Source organism: Paenibacillus sp. sg306046, assembly GCF_059821225.1.
The window spans coordinates 54,378-70,526 of the sequence record NZ_JCAMRT010000025.1 but is presented as its reverse complement, the minus strand read 5'-3'; the positions used below and the strand labels follow the sequence as shown (position 1 = coordinate 70,526).

Genomic DNA, 16,149 nt, shown 5'->3' with positions numbered 1-16,149 from the left:
GATACCAGACCACCTGCTGATTGGGTTATTTTTCTATGTGACGATTTTTCGACAAGAACTTCTCACTGTCCAGTAGAATAGACCTATCATGCGAAGGAGCGGATCTCTACAATGCCAAAACAACAACGACGTGCCTTTACACCAGAATTCAAAAAACAGATGGTGCAGCTCAATGAAAATGGGAAGTCTAGGGCAGCGATTGTGGAGGAATATGACCTCACAGCATCAGCTTTAGACCGCTGGATCAAGCAAGCTCAGACAACGGGCTCTTTCAAGGAGAAGGATAATCGTTCGTCCGAAGAAGCGGAATTGATGGCGCTACGAAAAGAAAACCAGCGTCTGAAGATGGAGGTGGATATTTTAAAGCAAGCAGCGCTGATCATGGGACGAAAGTAGCTATCATCCAGAACAATCGTGATAAATACTCGGTATCAGCAATGTGCGACGTCCTACAAATCGCAAGAAGCACGTTTTATTATGAAGCCAAAGAAGCACCTAATGAAGATGAGTTAACGGGAGCGATTGTGGATATCTTTCACAAGAATCGAAAAGCTTATGGAACACGAAAGATCAAAGCCAAGCTTCAGGAACAAGGGATCGTCGTCTCTAGGCGTCGTATTGGCCGAATCATGCAAGAGCAGGGCCTGGTCTCCACGTATACCATCGCCCAGTTCAAACCCCGCAAAACGGCCTGTAACGAGGCGGCAACGGCGAATGAGTTAGATCGTGAGTTTGATCAGGCGGAAGCGAAACGCTTTGTGGTCAGCGATTTAACGTATGTGAAGGTCAGACATCGGTGGCACTACGTTTGCGTTCTCATTGACCTGTTCAATCGAGAAATCATTGGCCATAGTGCAGGTCCACACAAGGACGCTGCTTTGGTTTCGCGCGCCTTTGCAACGGTAGAAGGCGATCTGAGCCACATCCAGTGGTTTCATACCGACCGTGGGAGTGAGTTTAAAAACCACACGATGGACGAGCTATTGACGACCTTTGCAATCGGTCGATCGCTAAGCGCGAAAGGTTGTCCTTATGACAATGCTGTGGCTGAAGCCACCTACAAGGTCATGAAAACAGAGTTCATCTACCAAAGGGACTTCCAAAGCTTGCGTCACCTGGAGTTGGAGCTTTACGACTACGTCAACTGGTTTAACAAGCATCGGATTCAGGGATCACTGGGGTACATGACGCCTGTTCAGTACCGCCAAGCAGCCCTTAAAAAAGTTGTCTGAATTAATGTTGACAATCCAAACCGCCCCTAATATTAAAAGGGCGGCCATTACTGAATCTAGATTATTGTTGCAGTGTATATTTTTCAGTTATAGATAGGCTCGATTGCCAAACCAGATTCAAGGTAATGCAACGCTTTTCTTAACTCCTTGAATACCCTTGTAGACAGATTCGCACAGCTCCGTTGTAAACCTGCCTGACATTCCTTCAAGCGCCGTATTGGTGAACGCTACAACACTAAGCTCCTCACTCGGATCAACAAACCAGGAGTGACCATAGGTGCCGCCCATCCGCCACGTTCCTGGCGATTCAGGTGTATTGGCATCCGCTGGGTCTTTAAGCAGCGTGAAACCAAGTCCAAAGCCTCTCCCCGGCCAATAGGGCATTACAAGGTTACCAATTTGATTGGTTGTCATTTCTGCGACAAGAGCCCTCGGTAGAATCGGATTTCCTCCCTGCCGCAAAGCTTCCAGCAGTTTAAGAAAGTCTCCTGCGCTGCCAATCATGCCGGCTCCCCCGGAAGGGTAGGCTGTCTTATCTGTAAACCTATTGGGTGAAAGGAGGAATCCTGCCGTCCCCTCCAAGAAAGGAACGGTATCAAAATCGTGCAAGCGCCGGGGCTCTCCAGCGCTGTCTGCGTAAGCCGTGGTCAATCTGTCCGTGTCCACGGCCTTGAAATCCGTGTCCGTCATGGAAAGCGGATGAGTTACTAGCATCCGTACAGCTTCACTTAGCGGCATTCCAGTAACCTTTTCGATGACCGCTCCGAGCACGTCTGTTGCTATGGAATACCTCCATATTTTCCCCGGCTCATCTAGAAGCGGGACAGAAGCGAGTCTTTGCAGATTCCACCAGATCGTTTACCTGCAATCTCCCTTGCGAAATTAAGACTAAGGCTGCCGTTGACACGATCGGCTTGGTTACCGAAGCATATCTAAACAAAGCATTTTCCTGCATCGGCCGTTTCTGCTCACGATCGGCCCAACCAGCAGGCCTGCTGTAAACGAGGTTTCCGCCTAATGCAATTTGGACGACGGTACCCACGATCCTTTTTTCCTCAAGTGTGCGCTCAATTACCTCATTGACGCTTTTATGCATCAATTCCAGATCTATATTTCTCATGTTTCTCATCCTTTCCTGCTGTCATTTACTTGATTATTTATAGCAAGTGTGTTTATTATATAAATAATTTCTGCTGCCTTACATAAAACAAACAAGTTAGATAAAGAAGTTTTCGATGATTATAAAGGCATCCGAAGGAAATAGCTTTAAAATTAAAGGGAGGCGATTTTCTTGGACGAAATCGATAAAAATATCCTGCTCCATTTGCAGAACCAGGCGAGATTATCCATGACAGATTTAGGAAAGCTGGTGGGACTGTCTCAGCCAGCCGTAACTGAACGTGTAAAACGCATGGAAGAAAAGGGGGTTATCGAGGAATACCGAACTGTCATTTCTTCGCAAAAAGTGGGTAAGCCCTGCACAGCCTATATGCTTGTTCGGACCCGGAATTGCTATCCTTTCCTTGATTTTTGTCGTTCATCACCGGAGGTCACGGAATGTTACCGGATAAGCGGTGAGCATAATTATTTATTGAAGGTCCTCACGGAAACAACCCAGGAGCTGGAGGAGTTTGAAAACCGGTGCGATCAATACGGAACCTATACGACTCTGATTGTAATGTCTTCACCGATCGCTTATAAAAATCTCATTGGAGAAACGTATAATCCCCAAAAATGAATCCGCCTTTGCAGCGGATTCATTTTTTTTGCTTATGTTACACATACTCGTGGATTTCTTCAGGAAGGAAAGCCATGCTTTTTAGCTAGCCAAGCTGCAAGCAAGGAGGGAAGCAGCAGGATGATTAATGAGCCCGGAAGAAATCCGGCTCCAAGCAGTTCGAGAAGAATCCCGCCGATAATCCCTCCTCCGCCGATTGCCACATTCCACGCGGTAACCAGCATCGATTGGGCTATATCTGCGCTTTTTCCCCCAGCTTGTGCTATTGCTGTTTGCAGTAAAGTGGCTGCCCCGCCAAACGTAAGCCCCCACGCTGTAACACCAAGAATGATGATTGCAGGCTGATTCATTCCGATTCCCAAGGCTGCAGAAGCCAAAGCAAATCCTGTGATGCTGATTAAAACCAGCATTCTTAGAAAACGGTCAATCAGTATGCCTATCATCCAAATGCCAACAACCGAGGTAATTCCGAAAATAAGAAGAACCAAATCCACTCGCTGAGCAAACGCGGTTTCCGCAAGATACGGTGCAATATAAGTGTACAAAATATTATGAGCTAGTACCCAAGCCAAAACGACGAACAAAATCGTCCGTACACCAGGAATCAGGAAAATCTTGTGGAAAGGGAGTTGATCACCGGCAGGCTCACCTGCATAATCCGGCACCCTCCAGAGCACCCAGCCAATAAGGGCTGCAGTCAGTAATGATACAGCTCCGAAAATGAGACGCCACCCTGTATAGGTTCCGAAAAAAGTGCCAAGCGGAACGCCCAGCGCCAATGCCAGCGGGGTGCCGACCATGGCTACGGCCATCGCTTTTCCTTTCAGCGAATCAGGCACCATGCGCCGTGCATAACCGGCCGTCATCCCCCACAGAACACCTGCCGAGACACCTGCAAAGAAACGCGCGACAAGCGTCAGCACATAAACGGAAGATAACGCGGTGACGGTGTTAAATACAAGAAAGCCGATGATGCACAGCAGAAGAAGCGGCCGGCGCCTCCACCCACGGGTAGCCGTTGTCAAAGGAATGGCGGCCAGAAGAGCTCCAACCGCATAGAGAGTGACCAATTGTCCGGCAAGAGCTTCTGTGACCCCAAGATCCTGTGCAATTTGCGGCAGTAATCCAGCAGGCAGGCTTTCCGTAAGAATGCAGATGAATCCCGCCATGGCTAAGGCCAGCAACCCGAACCACGGAAGACGTTTGGAAGACGACCCATCATTTGCACCGCCTTTTCTTATAAGAGCAGTGTTTGAGTTCACACAAAAATCTCCTTTATTTATTTTTTGCCGCTTAAAAAAGCTTTGGCTTTCGTATAAGCATATATAAATAAAACGTTTTTTTACATGGATGATTAAAAGAGGATAGAGCAAATTAAGAGGAAAACACTTTTATTTTTATAGAAATCCCATGATTTTAAAGGCAAAAAAGCGGCATCGTCAGATGCCGCCTAAATGATAAATCGTAATCGACGCGCTTGCGTCGTTCGGTGGAGATCCAGCTGCCGCTGCGACCGCTCTGAGGGTTTTTGGCATGAACATTATCACTGACGGACAGGTGGTGCGAAGACTGGAGCCAATCTAGACGGATGTACCTTTGCCCCGATACCATAAAACTCACAAAAGTTCATTATTAACGGATTCCACTTATCTGGATCGATATAATTCTCCTCTCCATCCATCAATATCTGCTCGTTAATGTGCGACTTCACGATTTTAACTTCAATAGCAGCTAATGTACTTGGATCCTCTCCAAAATCATGAACATGTTTGACGATTGCTTCAAGTTGAACAGGGCATTCCTTAACACATGAAGGTTTTACTATATCTGATGGTGTTTGAGTCAATTGGGCCGTACCAAATTTGTCTGGTTCGTACCTATACCCCTGTCGTACTTTGTAATCAGGAACAGGATTACGTCCGGTGAGAAGAGCCAATCGATCCACAGCGTGAACAAGCTCTACGGAAGGCAGGTTTAAGACACACTCGCGTTCACGCAGAAGATTTTGTACTGTTTGAGATCGGTTACTTATTCCAAGCATAAACGACTGATGTAGCGACCATGCAGATGAAATTGGGGCTAAATTTACCGAATTATCCTCGTTTAGAGTGCTGATAAGTACGACTGGTGTTCCGAAATAGAAAATTTTAGGTTCTACAATTTTATGCATAGATAAGCTCCTTCACCTTCGATTATTTCCTTTATTGTAACAAGGGAACGAGATGGTGATCTTTCGAAATCTTGTTGTCTCATTCAAAAATCTTTAGGGTTGGATAGATTGTGAATTATAATAAACATGTGAGGAGGATCCACTTATCATGCATGAAGAACACTGGCAAGCAATTACCCAATGCGATAGTTCATACGATGGGAAGTTTTTTTATGCGGTAAAAACTACTAGGATATTTTGTAGACCATCATGTAAATCACGAGTTCCAAATCGTGATAACGTAGATATATTTATGTCTGTAGATGATGCTATTCATGGGGGTTACAGACCCTGTAAGAGATGTAGACCAGACCGGATTTTGTGTCCGGCAGAAGAATTGGTCTTCCGAATTACTGAATTTATAAATAAAAACTATAAAGAACACTTAACACTCAGCTTAATAGCAGGAAATTTGCACATCAATATGTATTACCTTCACCACACATTTAAACGTGTCTCAGGCATAACGATAATGGAATATGTCATGAAAAAACGTATTGAGAAGGCGAAACAATTATTGGAAAACTCAAACTACACTATAACGCATATTGCTGTCATTATTGGATTTTCTAGCGCTGCGCATTTTTCGACTACTTTTCGTAAACGGCTTGGAATATCACCTTCGGAGTATCGTACAAGTTACTGCATATGACGTATGCGGAGGAGACCTCGAAAAACTGGTGATTGAGTGATTACATCCTGCTGTCATAAGAAAATAAAGTAATAGACTGGATCTCCTTATTCTACGCGGTAATTAGAGTCGCGAAACCTTCAGGCTCCAGGAAATAAGTATTAGACTGACCCTAGAAATTGAAACAGCGACAGCCAAGGACGAGAAAATATAGTCCTAGACTGTCGCTGTTTCATTCAACTAACGTCCCCAGTTAGCGCAACGACTTACTCTGTTGAATTTCGTGTTCCTCAACATAAAGCGGCATCAGAGAAGGCGGATCGTACCTTATCGCGGCTTTTAAACGACAAAATGGTGCCGATAGCCATAGCCCCATAGCCGTAACGAAATATGAGCCTAATCCGACAGTGCCCGCATGATGTTGGATTTCGCCTCTGTCGCAATCGCTTCATTCCCGTCATCGACCGCCTGCATCAAGATCAGTACAGGGATGTATACGGCTATCAGCCGCGCCAGCAGCTTCGTTTTCTCGTCCGCCACTCCGTACGTTTCGAAAAACACGCCGCGAGCGTACGGTGGTAAAAAACTGTAAGCAACGCTCAAATCGCAAGCCGGATGGCCGACGCTCAGATCACCCCAATCAATGATGCCGGAAACGATCCCGTTCTCATTCACCAGCATATTTTTGAAATGAAGATCGCCATGTAGCAGCGCATTCACCGCCTCGACACGGTCCGTTTGCAGCCCGCTAATAAACGCTTCGATCGCACCGGACTCTTCTGGCGACAAGTGTTCAACCACCTTTTTTAGAAAACCCTCCAATTTCACTTTGCGCGATGCGATGTCCGTCAAGCTTCGATGATCTTGCTGAACTCCGCACTTCAGCGCCACCTGCACCGGAAACTCATGCAATCTCCGCAAAAATTTCGCCAGCGTCTCTGCCGATAAAGCACGGCGTTCTTCCGTCAAACCGATGGGGAAATCTCCTGGCACGAAGGTATAGCCAAGAAATGGTACCGGGTATTCGTCACTTGCTTCGCCATAAAACAACGGTTTCGGATAGGGGACGGTCATATATGCCTCCAGCTTTGGTAGCAGCTTCCCTTCCATACGAATCGAGCCAACTGCAATCGTTCTTCTTGGAAACCGGAACACGTACTCGTCACCGATGAGAAAAACCGTATTGTCCCAGCCCCAGCCCAATCGCTTCACTTGCTTCGATGACAGCTGAGGGAATTGTCTGCCGATTAGCGTCCGCGCCTGCTCTTCGTTAACCTCCCACTCCGCATCCCATACATTCGTTCCTCCCATGAATTGTCTGCCTCCTCGTTCCTTACGTTATTTAGATGATTACATTCCCTGGAAGTTACGCATAACTGCCAGTTAGCTTAATGAAGCATCGTCAGTCTAATACTTTATTTTCCCAGTCTACAACTTTATTTTCTCAGTCTAACAGTTTATTTTCCACTCTAGAACTTTATTTTCTTCTAACACCTGCAACCATCGAACTATCGGGAAACGATAGTTAAACATAAAGGGTTCCACATATTAGTCATGCATAATATGTAGAACCCTTTATGTTATTTGATTTTCTTAAATTTAGGTCTTGATAATCGGAAAGTCTAATACTTTATTTTCTTTTAACAGGTCTATGATTCATTACAATAAACTGTTGTTCTCACACACCTTGATAACACTGGTTTTTTTGAAACACTTTTATTATCTGAATTACAATAAAGTATTGTTCTAAATTGAATTCAACAACAATTTGTCCGTTTTTCGATTACAATAAAGTATTGTTTTCTAAGTCGTTGATATCGCTTGTTTTTGTGTCACTTTTCATTGAGTATACGTTTTCGATTAGGTACTGATTTTTTAAGGTGAGCCTATTCAATGAACGCTAAACACTTAACTAGCCATGTTCTTTTCACTTGTATCGGAGCAAAGTTTTTTATCAGCAATCATCAAATGTTTTCGCATTTTCTTGAAATTCAATCAACATATAAATAATTTATCACTACTTATTTCAGGAAATAACTCCAATAATATTCGGCCATAGATGGTTCCTCATACCAAAACGATATAGGCACTCTATTGTCTAAGAATGTAAATTGTTTTACACCATTTATATCAATCCAGGTTTTTCTTAGATGTAAGAACATATCTAAAAGTGATTTAAGACGAGTTAGATACAAATCTTCCTCCAAAATAACAGTATCTGCTTTATAAGTTTGTGTTCGCCAGTAATGATCTTTATATTCATCTAGAGTATTTCTATAATCTTCAATAAAACTAAAAAAATTCACTGTTGATGTTCCCAATGGAGGGAGCCCCATTATCAATTCTAACTCTTTGACAATTTCTTTTGATAATATTTCTATCATGAATCCATTTTCTTTCTGTGTTGTAAATTTAACTAACTCTTCGATTGCTTTACAAAAAGTTTGATGGAATTTACTAAAGAAATCTTTTGAAGCCAAAATATTATAATCTATTGATTCAAACTCACTTAATCCGTAGCAATTTCCTTTAGCGGTATCAATTAGAGTTCTTAAATACTCAAATTCTTTCTGTGCTTCTACTACAAGAAATTGATACGGTATAATCAATGGAGCGATAGGGTCAGTAAAGATTGCTTTATATTTTAGATGCGGAAAATCAAACACCGTCTGTTCAATTTTCTTTATGATGTCATTATCGGTTATGATGACACCCGCCTCAAAATTGTTCACTGCGTTTTCTGTAAGATTTGAACTACCTATATACATTTTCTTCCCACTACTTATTATTTTCGAATGATTATTTGAATTATAGAAAAATTGGACATATGGGTTTTTCTTTAACGCTTGCACCAAAAGTTTGTAAACCTTCTCTTCTTCTTTCCCATCAAAGTGATATACATTAAATATAACTCGTACATCATTTATAAACTCAATCTTATCTTGTAACGATTCATCTAAGTCTTGAGGCATCGAATAATTAAAGGTAGTAATATAGAGATGATCTGTTCTATCAAGTGAATCGAATATCTCCACATAATTTTTCTGACCACTTGTCAAAACCACTTTAACTTTGTCTAAATATAGTATTTCTTCCATTTCTCGAACTCCCTACAGATAAAAATGCCTAGTCAAAATTTGCAGTTCAATTCACAAAACACAAAACCTGTTAAACCCTAGATGATCTTGGCACTTTACTTTTGGTCCAATATAATAGAAACAATTTCTTTAAAATCTGATGAGAGCATGTTCTGAAAGGGCTCCCCAAGTCCATCCTTTAATTTAGCAATAAATGTTCCAATATGAAGGGAAATTATCTCTAGTTGTCTTGATTCTTCCGTTAACTCTAGCATTAATGCCGGATTTTTAAACTCTGCAACTTGAGCATCTATTTTTGTCTTTTCATTTTCCCAATATTTGATGTACTCAAATCTATTACTTGAGTAAATGTCCGCTTTTATTTTAATCTCTTTATTGTCATAAAACTTTATGTCTTCTTCTGACAATATTATAAATAACAACTTATCGTAATAGTCCCTATCTCTCATAAGCTCTGTAACTTCATACATGCAGGCAACTGACCGTAAATACCCATCTGAAATAATGGATATTACATAATCATGATCTTTGATGCTCTGCATATATTCATCTAGGCTATCTTTATATTTTACTTTTCTAATGTCTCTTGAAATTTCAATTTTATTTTTAGCAATTTCATTTAGTTTATTTTCAACTAAATCAGCAATACAGCTATCCTTGTGACAATATGATAAAAAAACCTTCTTTTTTAACAATTGTTTAACCTCCATTTTGCTATTAAATATATACGCAATATTGTTACATTTAACTTCAAAACTACTCTTCTCTACCTTTATGTATGCTAGTTGCTTTCCATCATACTCAAATTTTGCAAATTCAAATTCCACATGCTTATCCAAAAGATCTCTAATACGACTTTCATCAATAGTAAAAGGGAAACTTTTTATTGTTAACCTTTTTCTATCATCTTTAACGCCAAACACTATAAATCCCCCATCTGTATTCGAAAAAGCTGAAATATATTGACTTATCCTTTCAGTTGACTCAATAGGATGAATATATTTCATATTATTTCTATGCATTTGTTCTATTTTGTTTATTAAATCACTTGTCATATAGCCTCCACAACCTCAATATTAAGCGATCATTCTATGAACTAATCATTGTAAATGTTTCTTAGAGGAATCGTAGTAATGCCTGTTGTTTTTAAAATATCCCCTAATGTGATCATTCGAGTAATACCTTGCCCGTTATATGTCCATAATTCATAATTGGTATCATCTAAAGCTTCTAACTCTTCATCATAAAAAAAGATTATTTTGTCTTGGTTGCTCGGTCGAACAATGATTCTAATCTCATTCCCGTTTTTAATTCCTGGGAAGACTGTATCAGAATATTTTTGGCTTTTCCATTCCTCTAGGGAGTTGGCCAGCTGGTAATCAGTGTTATTCAGATAATCGTATACTTTTTCAATTGTTATTTCTAACATCGAGTTAAAGTTTTCACGGCCATAAGGTGAGCTTATAGTGATATGATTCAACTTCTCTTTAATTTCTTCATATGATAAGTCGTTTAAGTTTCCAATCAACTCAGCAATTTTATTATGATTTGTGATGATATCGTCTAGTTCCTCATATTTAATATTATTACTTTCGATTTTTTCAGCTATTTTAAAACGTCTTATATTCTCCTCTGGAGTGGATAATAAATTCCGTTTATTATAAAGTTGATCAAATAGCTTCTCACTCAAATCAGGATTTTCAAGGAACCAATTCGTCAATTTATTGAAAATCGCTTGATTTTCAGGCTTTCTTTGCGTGTTATTGAGTGTTTCATCAGAAAGTATATGATTTATTTTATCCTGAATTTTTTTTGCGACATTTTCATTATCAATCCTTTTGTGAATAACCTTCTCTGGCAACTTAACTTCCCTAACTAACAAGCTCTCAGTTATGGTATCACCTAAATCAATCAATATTTTTTTTAAAACATCATCAATATTGTCATCTACTGAAAGTTTTGATGCCTCCATAAATTTACCACTTTGATTTAAAGCCCATACTTCACGAGTAAAGCTTTCTTCCCCCCTGATCTTTATCCATAAGTCATAATATTTATTAAACCATGTAAATATATCATCTGTTTTCCCATGAAAATTCCGTTTAAATTCTTCCAAATCTTTATTTTTCATGAAATTACTGTTTATATTAGAAATATCAATTTTGCATTCGCTTATTTTAGCCCACTTTAAATAACCATTTTTTGTCGGAATATAATATAACGCAAAAGAATTAATTACCTCCCAAAACTCATCACTTAACTCTTCTTTATCGCATATTGGAACACCTATCTGGTGTTCTGATTTATTATTTTTCAATGCTGCTTTTCCAGAGTATACTCCATTTAAATTCACATCAACGATAGGTAATTGTTCATATTTTGATTTTATTGTTTTATACAGGTTTTCTTGAAGGCTATTATTATTTTTTTTCGGAGTGAAGCACATATTATATAAATCTTCCCATTTATTTTTGCATGCTAGGCTTATTAGATCCTCATATAACTTTATTGCTGTTTTTAAATAAATAATGTTGTCATGATTCCCCTCGTGGATACCATCTCTATCTTTTTCCACATCAAACTTTGAGCAATTTATCATAACTGGAAGGGAAAAGGTTTCTGTTCCAACTAAAGGAAACTTGCAAAATAATTTAGGGAAATTATCCGGATATGGTAATACTCTATTTTTTTGAGTATCTATCTCTTGAACTAATATAGCTATAGATACCTCATTTTCTGTTTTGATTAATATATTATAGCGGTCCATTTTTTCATTTGATTTTTTTATTATTTCAACTACCCTATAATCGCCAAGATGCCTATCAGTGCCAATTTTAAACTCAGTTCCGCTATATGAAATTGATGAAATAGATCCATTTAAAGCCAATACAAAGGGAACTGTCTTATTCAAATCTTCTAAACCAATTCTAATGGCTTCCTTAGTTTCTTGGGTACTACAGTCGTAGTGAAACTTTGTTAGCCTTCTGTCCAGATTTTTAATATTCACGCTTCCATCTTGCTTTAAATTCTCAATTATATTGAGAGTATCTTTTATGGTATTTCTTATTTCTGCATATGAAGTTCCAGTTCTATTAATTACAAGATTTAAATTCTTGTGTACATCGTCGCTTTGTTTAAACACTCCACTTATATTGACTTTTTCAGATAACAGATGTGTTGATATAAATCCGGTTCCAAACTTTCCTGTTTTCTCTTCGCTATCATTTTCCTTAGAAGATATTTGGGTTATTAAATCCACTAAATTCTCATATGTGAATGGAACTCCGTCATGAGAGAATTCTAAACCATTATCAATTGATATATTGATGTTTATTTCTCCACCTTTGGGAGTGCAATCAGATGCATTTTGTATTAACTCCCAAACCCATCTTCTTCTCATGATTTCCTTCTGTTCTGGAGCTTGTCCTCTCAGCTTTTTCATTTCTGACCATATTGTATTTGCTCCAGCATCAAATACCTTTTCAAGTAAAATCTCACTCATTATTTATTTTCTCCTATATCTAAAAGATTTACATATTCGACAACTCTATTTATCCACCAACATCAATCGTTCCACGGGCGGATCTATCAACTATTACAGCAGTTTTTGTTCCCAAACAGTTCTGCTTTGTTCACTTGGCACCGCAATTACAAGCAATTTCCTTGGCCTTGTCATGCCAACATAGGCTATTCTTAACTCCTCATCATCGAATGTATTTAAGCCGCGGGAGAGCATCGTTCTATAAAATGACCCTTGCGCACCCTTTTCCTTTAATATGAGTAAGACAGCATCAAAAGTCTCTCCTTTAACCGTATGGACAGTGCCTACTCTAAATCTTGCAGAGCTATCTTCTGCAATTTTGAATAATTCATCAAAATTGCAGTCCACACAATTAGGTTGTAAATTCATTCTTATAGGCATATTGTTTCCCCGGAGAATATCCGACGCCTGTTTTACCCATTCAATAATGCTTCCGGTCGGAGAAGGTAAACATCTCAGTATATGCATTATTTCTTTCCTATGATGAATAAAGCCCCGTGTAGAAATCCAACTTTCAAGATCATTTGTGGAGCAGTAACTTTTATTATGCAATCCTTTGTATAGTGCTATTTCGATCAGACGAAAGGCTTCATAAACATTTCCCTTTTCGGCCAGGTATTTACTTTTTGCCAGATCCCTAACGTAATATTTACCTACTAACCACGGATACTCAACTCGTTCAGGCTGAGTGAAAATTAAGTTTTGTATGGACTTGCTTCTATAAATAACAGCAACCTGTTCATAGTTTATCTCAATTCGATGCTGTTCACATAAACGATGAAAGTATTCAAGTGTTCGTTGAATGTTGTCCTGTTCATAACAAATAATCTCTGGGATATGTTCAAAATCCTTAACGGCCTCAGTAACCGCGGCTGAAGGATTCGTACGTGATGTAAGTTTATACGTTACTTTACAAATGTTTTGAGAGCTTCTTCTATTTTCATCTAAAATGACAGAGTTCTCTTCCCATTCTCTAAATTTATTGATAAAAAGATCTGGCCGGGCGTCATTCCATTCAAAAATAGCTTGATCCGGGTCCCCAACTAACATTACATTCTCAAGACCATTTTCAATTAATTTGTTGATAACCCCCATCTGTATCTCGGACGTATCCTGTGCCTCGTCAATAATTAGTTCTGGGAATCTCATCGCAACGGAACGAGCAATATTCGGATACTTATCAAGGAGCTTTAATGAGAAGTAATTAGCATCAGCTTGCGTTGCGTACCCTTGCTTCCAAAACTTAATTTTTGTCTCACGCAATCTATTCACATGTCCGCTCTCAGAACCATCTTTATTTCTCCATTTGAAATGAAATCTTGTCAGATCTGTTGTGGTTGATATAACACCATCCGTAATTGAAAAACTCGTGCAATCAAAGTATTGATCATAATCACGATCATAGTTTCCGCCAGACCATGTGCCATGTGGTTCACCAACAAGGATAGGCCGCTTTCCGCAACCCATTATTAAATGTCCAAAAGGCAAGAATATAAATTTATTAATAAAACTATCCAACGTTCCAAGATGATGGGGATAATTTATTGTTATCCCTAAGTTCTGAACAAGCATTTTCCGAATTTCATGCCATGCCACGTTTGTAAAGGATAGTACTGCTATTCCCCTGCTGGGTAGCTGCCAGTTACTTAGCTTATGAGCCAATCTTGCTGCTGTTGTATATGTTTTTCCACTTCCAGGACAAGCTTTAACTGCAAACAATCCATTCTTGTCAAACACAATTGTACGTTGAATGTGCGAAAGACTATCAAACATCGGGCTCACCCTTAATAACCCAATTTATTGACCGCTTTATATAGTCTGGAACTACAAACTGTCTTCTGGCTGTTTCATCGTTCTCAAGTTTTAAAGCAAGCCGATGAGCCAATTCTGATTTTGCTTTATTACTCTCCACTTTACTCAGGAAGCTGCGTGCAAAATCGGAGCTTGTGTCCCCAGATATCCTTGAGGCTGATGTAGGATGCATTTCCGTATAAATGCTCAATAATAAATCTTTATTATAGTCACTAGCCATAATTAGCTCGTATTCAAACGTTACAGTTGAAGTTTCGACATGTAGCAGGCCGCGCTTTAGATCTAAAGCATTTTGTGCCCTAGAAGAGATCTCCTCTGTCGCACTGTCCCTATCGTCATCAGTAATAATCACACTACGTATACTTAATCTCTTGCTTTCATCGTTCGAATTAAATAGTCTTCCAAAGTGTTCAAAAGCAACTCCGTTAACAATAACTATTTCGATCCCCATTTTATCCAAATCATATTCATTTCCCATGATTTTCGAAAACTTCTGCAGCAAAAGCGCTTCTGAAATACCTTCGACAAAAATAACTCCATTTGAAAAAAATAACTGTGATTTAGTTACATCAAGAAACTTACCAAGATATTTTTTGTTATCATCAGACAACTCCGAATTTGCTAAGGAATATGTGGATACATTATTGTCTTGGCATTGAACCACGATCAACGAATCAAGGTCCGCTCTAGCTGTAATTGTCGGTGAATGTGAAGTAATAAAGATTTGAAACCCTATCGAATCTAATTTGCTTAGATAATTAAAATAAATACTCTGTAATTGCGGGTGCAGGTGTGCCTCCGGTTCTTCAATTAGTAACGCAATGTATGAATCAGGTTCTAAATGCTTACGATTCTTTAAGTCTCCCAAAACTGTTGCCATGTATAACAAATTATTATAACCGAGGCCATTTTGTTGAATATCAAAGTATTTTTGTTTGCTATAATCGCCTCCTAGAAGGTCTGAATCAAATACAGGAAGTATTACTCTTAAGCTATCAACAATTTTTCTGAATTCAAAAGGTAAAAATTCCACCTCCACTTTTTGCTTTTTGTTTGTTATAGAAGTCTCATCAAGATGCTCGTTAATCTTTTGTTTTCCCGTTTCTATAATACTATTCCAATCAGGATCTCCAGTTAACGCCCCCCTAAGTTTTAGTGTTAATTCATCCCGTTTTTCATCAGTAATAGGATTGCCATGAATATCCTCACGGAGATAAGAAAATAATTCACCTAATCTATTTCCACGAACTGGTCTAAGTTGCTGAGCTGCGTCTCTAAGGGCATCCAGATACACGAAAAGCAACAAATTTAAAACATCGGGTGTAATTTGTTGTCCCTCGTTGTCTCCTCCCCAAACGTTGTATCTGATTTTCTCAATGCCGTTCTTATCTTCTAAATAATATTTATAATGAATCTGTAAACATTGCTGAGTTCCATCCTCAGATTGGGACAATAAATCGATAAAAGTCCCGGTCTCTGCAGGGTCTTCTATCTTAAAAAGTAAGTGGAACTCAATTGCGTCAATATTTGCTTCAGGATCATGTCGGTTAATGTGAAAATCACTGCGCTTCACATATGTGTCTCTCATTTGTTTACCGTAGTTGAAGCAAATTCTAAGCGCATCAATTATCGCTGACTTACCGGCATTATTTTCACCAATTAATATATTTAGTCCTTTACGAAAATCAATGCTGAGACTAGAGATATTTCTGAAATTTTTAATGTTCAAATTTTTCAAAAACATATTGATCCCCCATTGTAGTGTTTATGTGAAATCCCACTCAATTGATTTCATTTCATTTTCCTTCCAAAATATCCACTCATACAATTCGACAGAATATCCCAAATCCCTACCACTAGTACTAGAAACATATAACTAAGCTGATAA

11 protein-coding genes and 1 pseudogene are annotated in these 16,149 nt (G+C 39.1%); 3 read left to right on the top strand and 9 right to left on the bottom strand.

Features of this window, described 5'->3' with window-relative positions; genetic code table 11:
• The first annotated feature begins 111 nt into the window (after positions 1 to 111).
• A protein-coding gene (locus AC6ROY_RS21420) for an IS3 family transposase (protein ID WP_500102628.1) occupies positions 112 to 1,232 on the top strand; the annotation gives its coding sequence in 2 pieces (ribosomal slippage) (positions 112 to 361 and positions 361 to 1,232; 1,122 coding nt in all).
• 117 nt (positions 1,233 to 1,349) lie between these two features.
• Here AC6ROY_RS21420 and AC6ROY_RS21415 read toward each other — a convergent pair.
• Positions 1,350 to 2,352: pseudogene (locus tag AC6ROY_RS21415) on the bottom strand (serine hydrolase domain-containing protein).
• 171 nt (positions 2,353 to 2,523) lie between these two features.
• Here AC6ROY_RS21415 and AC6ROY_RS21410 point away from each other — a divergent pair.
• On the top strand, positions 2,524 to 2,970 hold the full coding sequence (locus tag AC6ROY_RS21410) for an Lrp/AsnC family transcriptional regulator (RefSeq protein ID WP_500102627.1): 447 nt from the start codon (positions 2,524 to 2,526) through the stop codon (positions 2,968 to 2,970).
• Between the two features lie 59 nt (positions 2,971 to 3,029).
• On the opposite strand, the gene AC6ROY_RS21405 is transcribed toward AC6ROY_RS21410, so the two are convergent.
• Both AC6ROY_RS21405 and AC6ROY_RS21400 read right to left on the bottom strand, forming a co-directional pair.
• Positions 3,030 to 4,232, bottom strand: a complete 1,203-nt coding sequence (locus tag AC6ROY_RS21405; RefSeq protein WP_500102629.1) for an MFS transporter — start codon at positions 4,230 to 4,232, stop codon at positions 3,030 to 3,032.
• A gap of 281 nt (positions 4,233 to 4,513) precedes the next feature.
• Positions 4,514 to 5,140 (bottom strand): flavin reductase family protein, encoded by a 627-nt coding sequence (locus AC6ROY_RS21400; RefSeq protein WP_500102626.1) that lies wholly within the window; start codon positions 5,138 to 5,140, stop codon positions 4,514 to 4,516.
• Between the two features lie 148 nt (positions 5,141 to 5,288).
• Here AC6ROY_RS21400 and AC6ROY_RS21395 point away from each other — a divergent pair, with 148 nt between their 5' ends.
• Positions 5,289 to 5,831, top strand: coding sequence for a bifunctional transcriptional activator/DNA repair enzyme AdaA (locus AC6ROY_RS21395; RefSeq protein ID WP_500102625.1), 543 nt, complete (start codon positions 5,289 to 5,291; stop codon positions 5,829 to 5,831).
• Positions 5,832 to 6,206: 375 nt separating this feature from the next.
• Here AC6ROY_RS21395 and AC6ROY_RS21390 read toward each other — a convergent pair whose 3' ends face one another.
• From AC6ROY_RS21390 to AC6ROY_RS21365, 6 genes are all read right to left on the bottom strand, one after another.
• The gene (locus tag AC6ROY_RS21390) at positions 6,207 to 7,121 is read right to left on the bottom strand and encodes a phosphotransferase (RefSeq protein WP_500102624.1); all 915 of its coding nucleotides are present in this window, start codon (positions 7,119 to 7,121) and stop codon (positions 6,207 to 6,209) included.
• 710 nt (positions 7,122 to 7,831) lie between these two features.
• Positions 7,832 to 8,908, bottom strand: coding sequence for a phospholipase D-like domain-containing protein (locus tag AC6ROY_RS21385; protein WP_500102623.1), 1,077 nt, complete (start codon positions 8,906 to 8,908; stop codon positions 7,832 to 7,834).
• Positions 8,909 to 9,003: 95 nt separating this feature from the next.
• Complete coding sequence (locus tag AC6ROY_RS21380; RefSeq protein WP_500102622.1) at positions 9,004 to 9,963, bottom strand: RNA-binding domain-containing protein; 960 nt, start codon at positions 9,961 to 9,963, stop codon at positions 9,004 to 9,006.
• Positions 9,964 to 10,004: 41 nt separating this feature from the next.
• On the bottom strand, positions 10,005 to 12,410 hold the full coding sequence (locus tag AC6ROY_RS21375) for an ATP-binding protein (RefSeq protein ID WP_500102621.1): 2,406 nt from the start codon (positions 12,408 to 12,410) through the stop codon (positions 10,005 to 10,007).
• 93 nt (positions 12,411 to 12,503) lie between these two features.
• Positions 12,504 to 14,222 (bottom strand): UvrD-helicase domain-containing protein, encoded by a 1,719-nt coding sequence (locus AC6ROY_RS21370; RefSeq protein WP_500102620.1) that lies wholly within the window; start codon positions 14,220 to 14,222, stop codon positions 12,504 to 12,506.
• Positions 14,215 to 16,005 (bottom strand): ATP-dependent nuclease, encoded by a 1,791-nt coding sequence (locus AC6ROY_RS21365; RefSeq protein WP_500102619.1) that lies wholly within the window; start codon positions 16,003 to 16,005, stop codon positions 14,215 to 14,217. The genes AC6ROY_RS21370 and AC6ROY_RS21365 overlap by 8 nt, the downstream gene beginning before the upstream one ends.
• Positions 16,006 to 16,149: the final 144 nt, after the last annotated feature.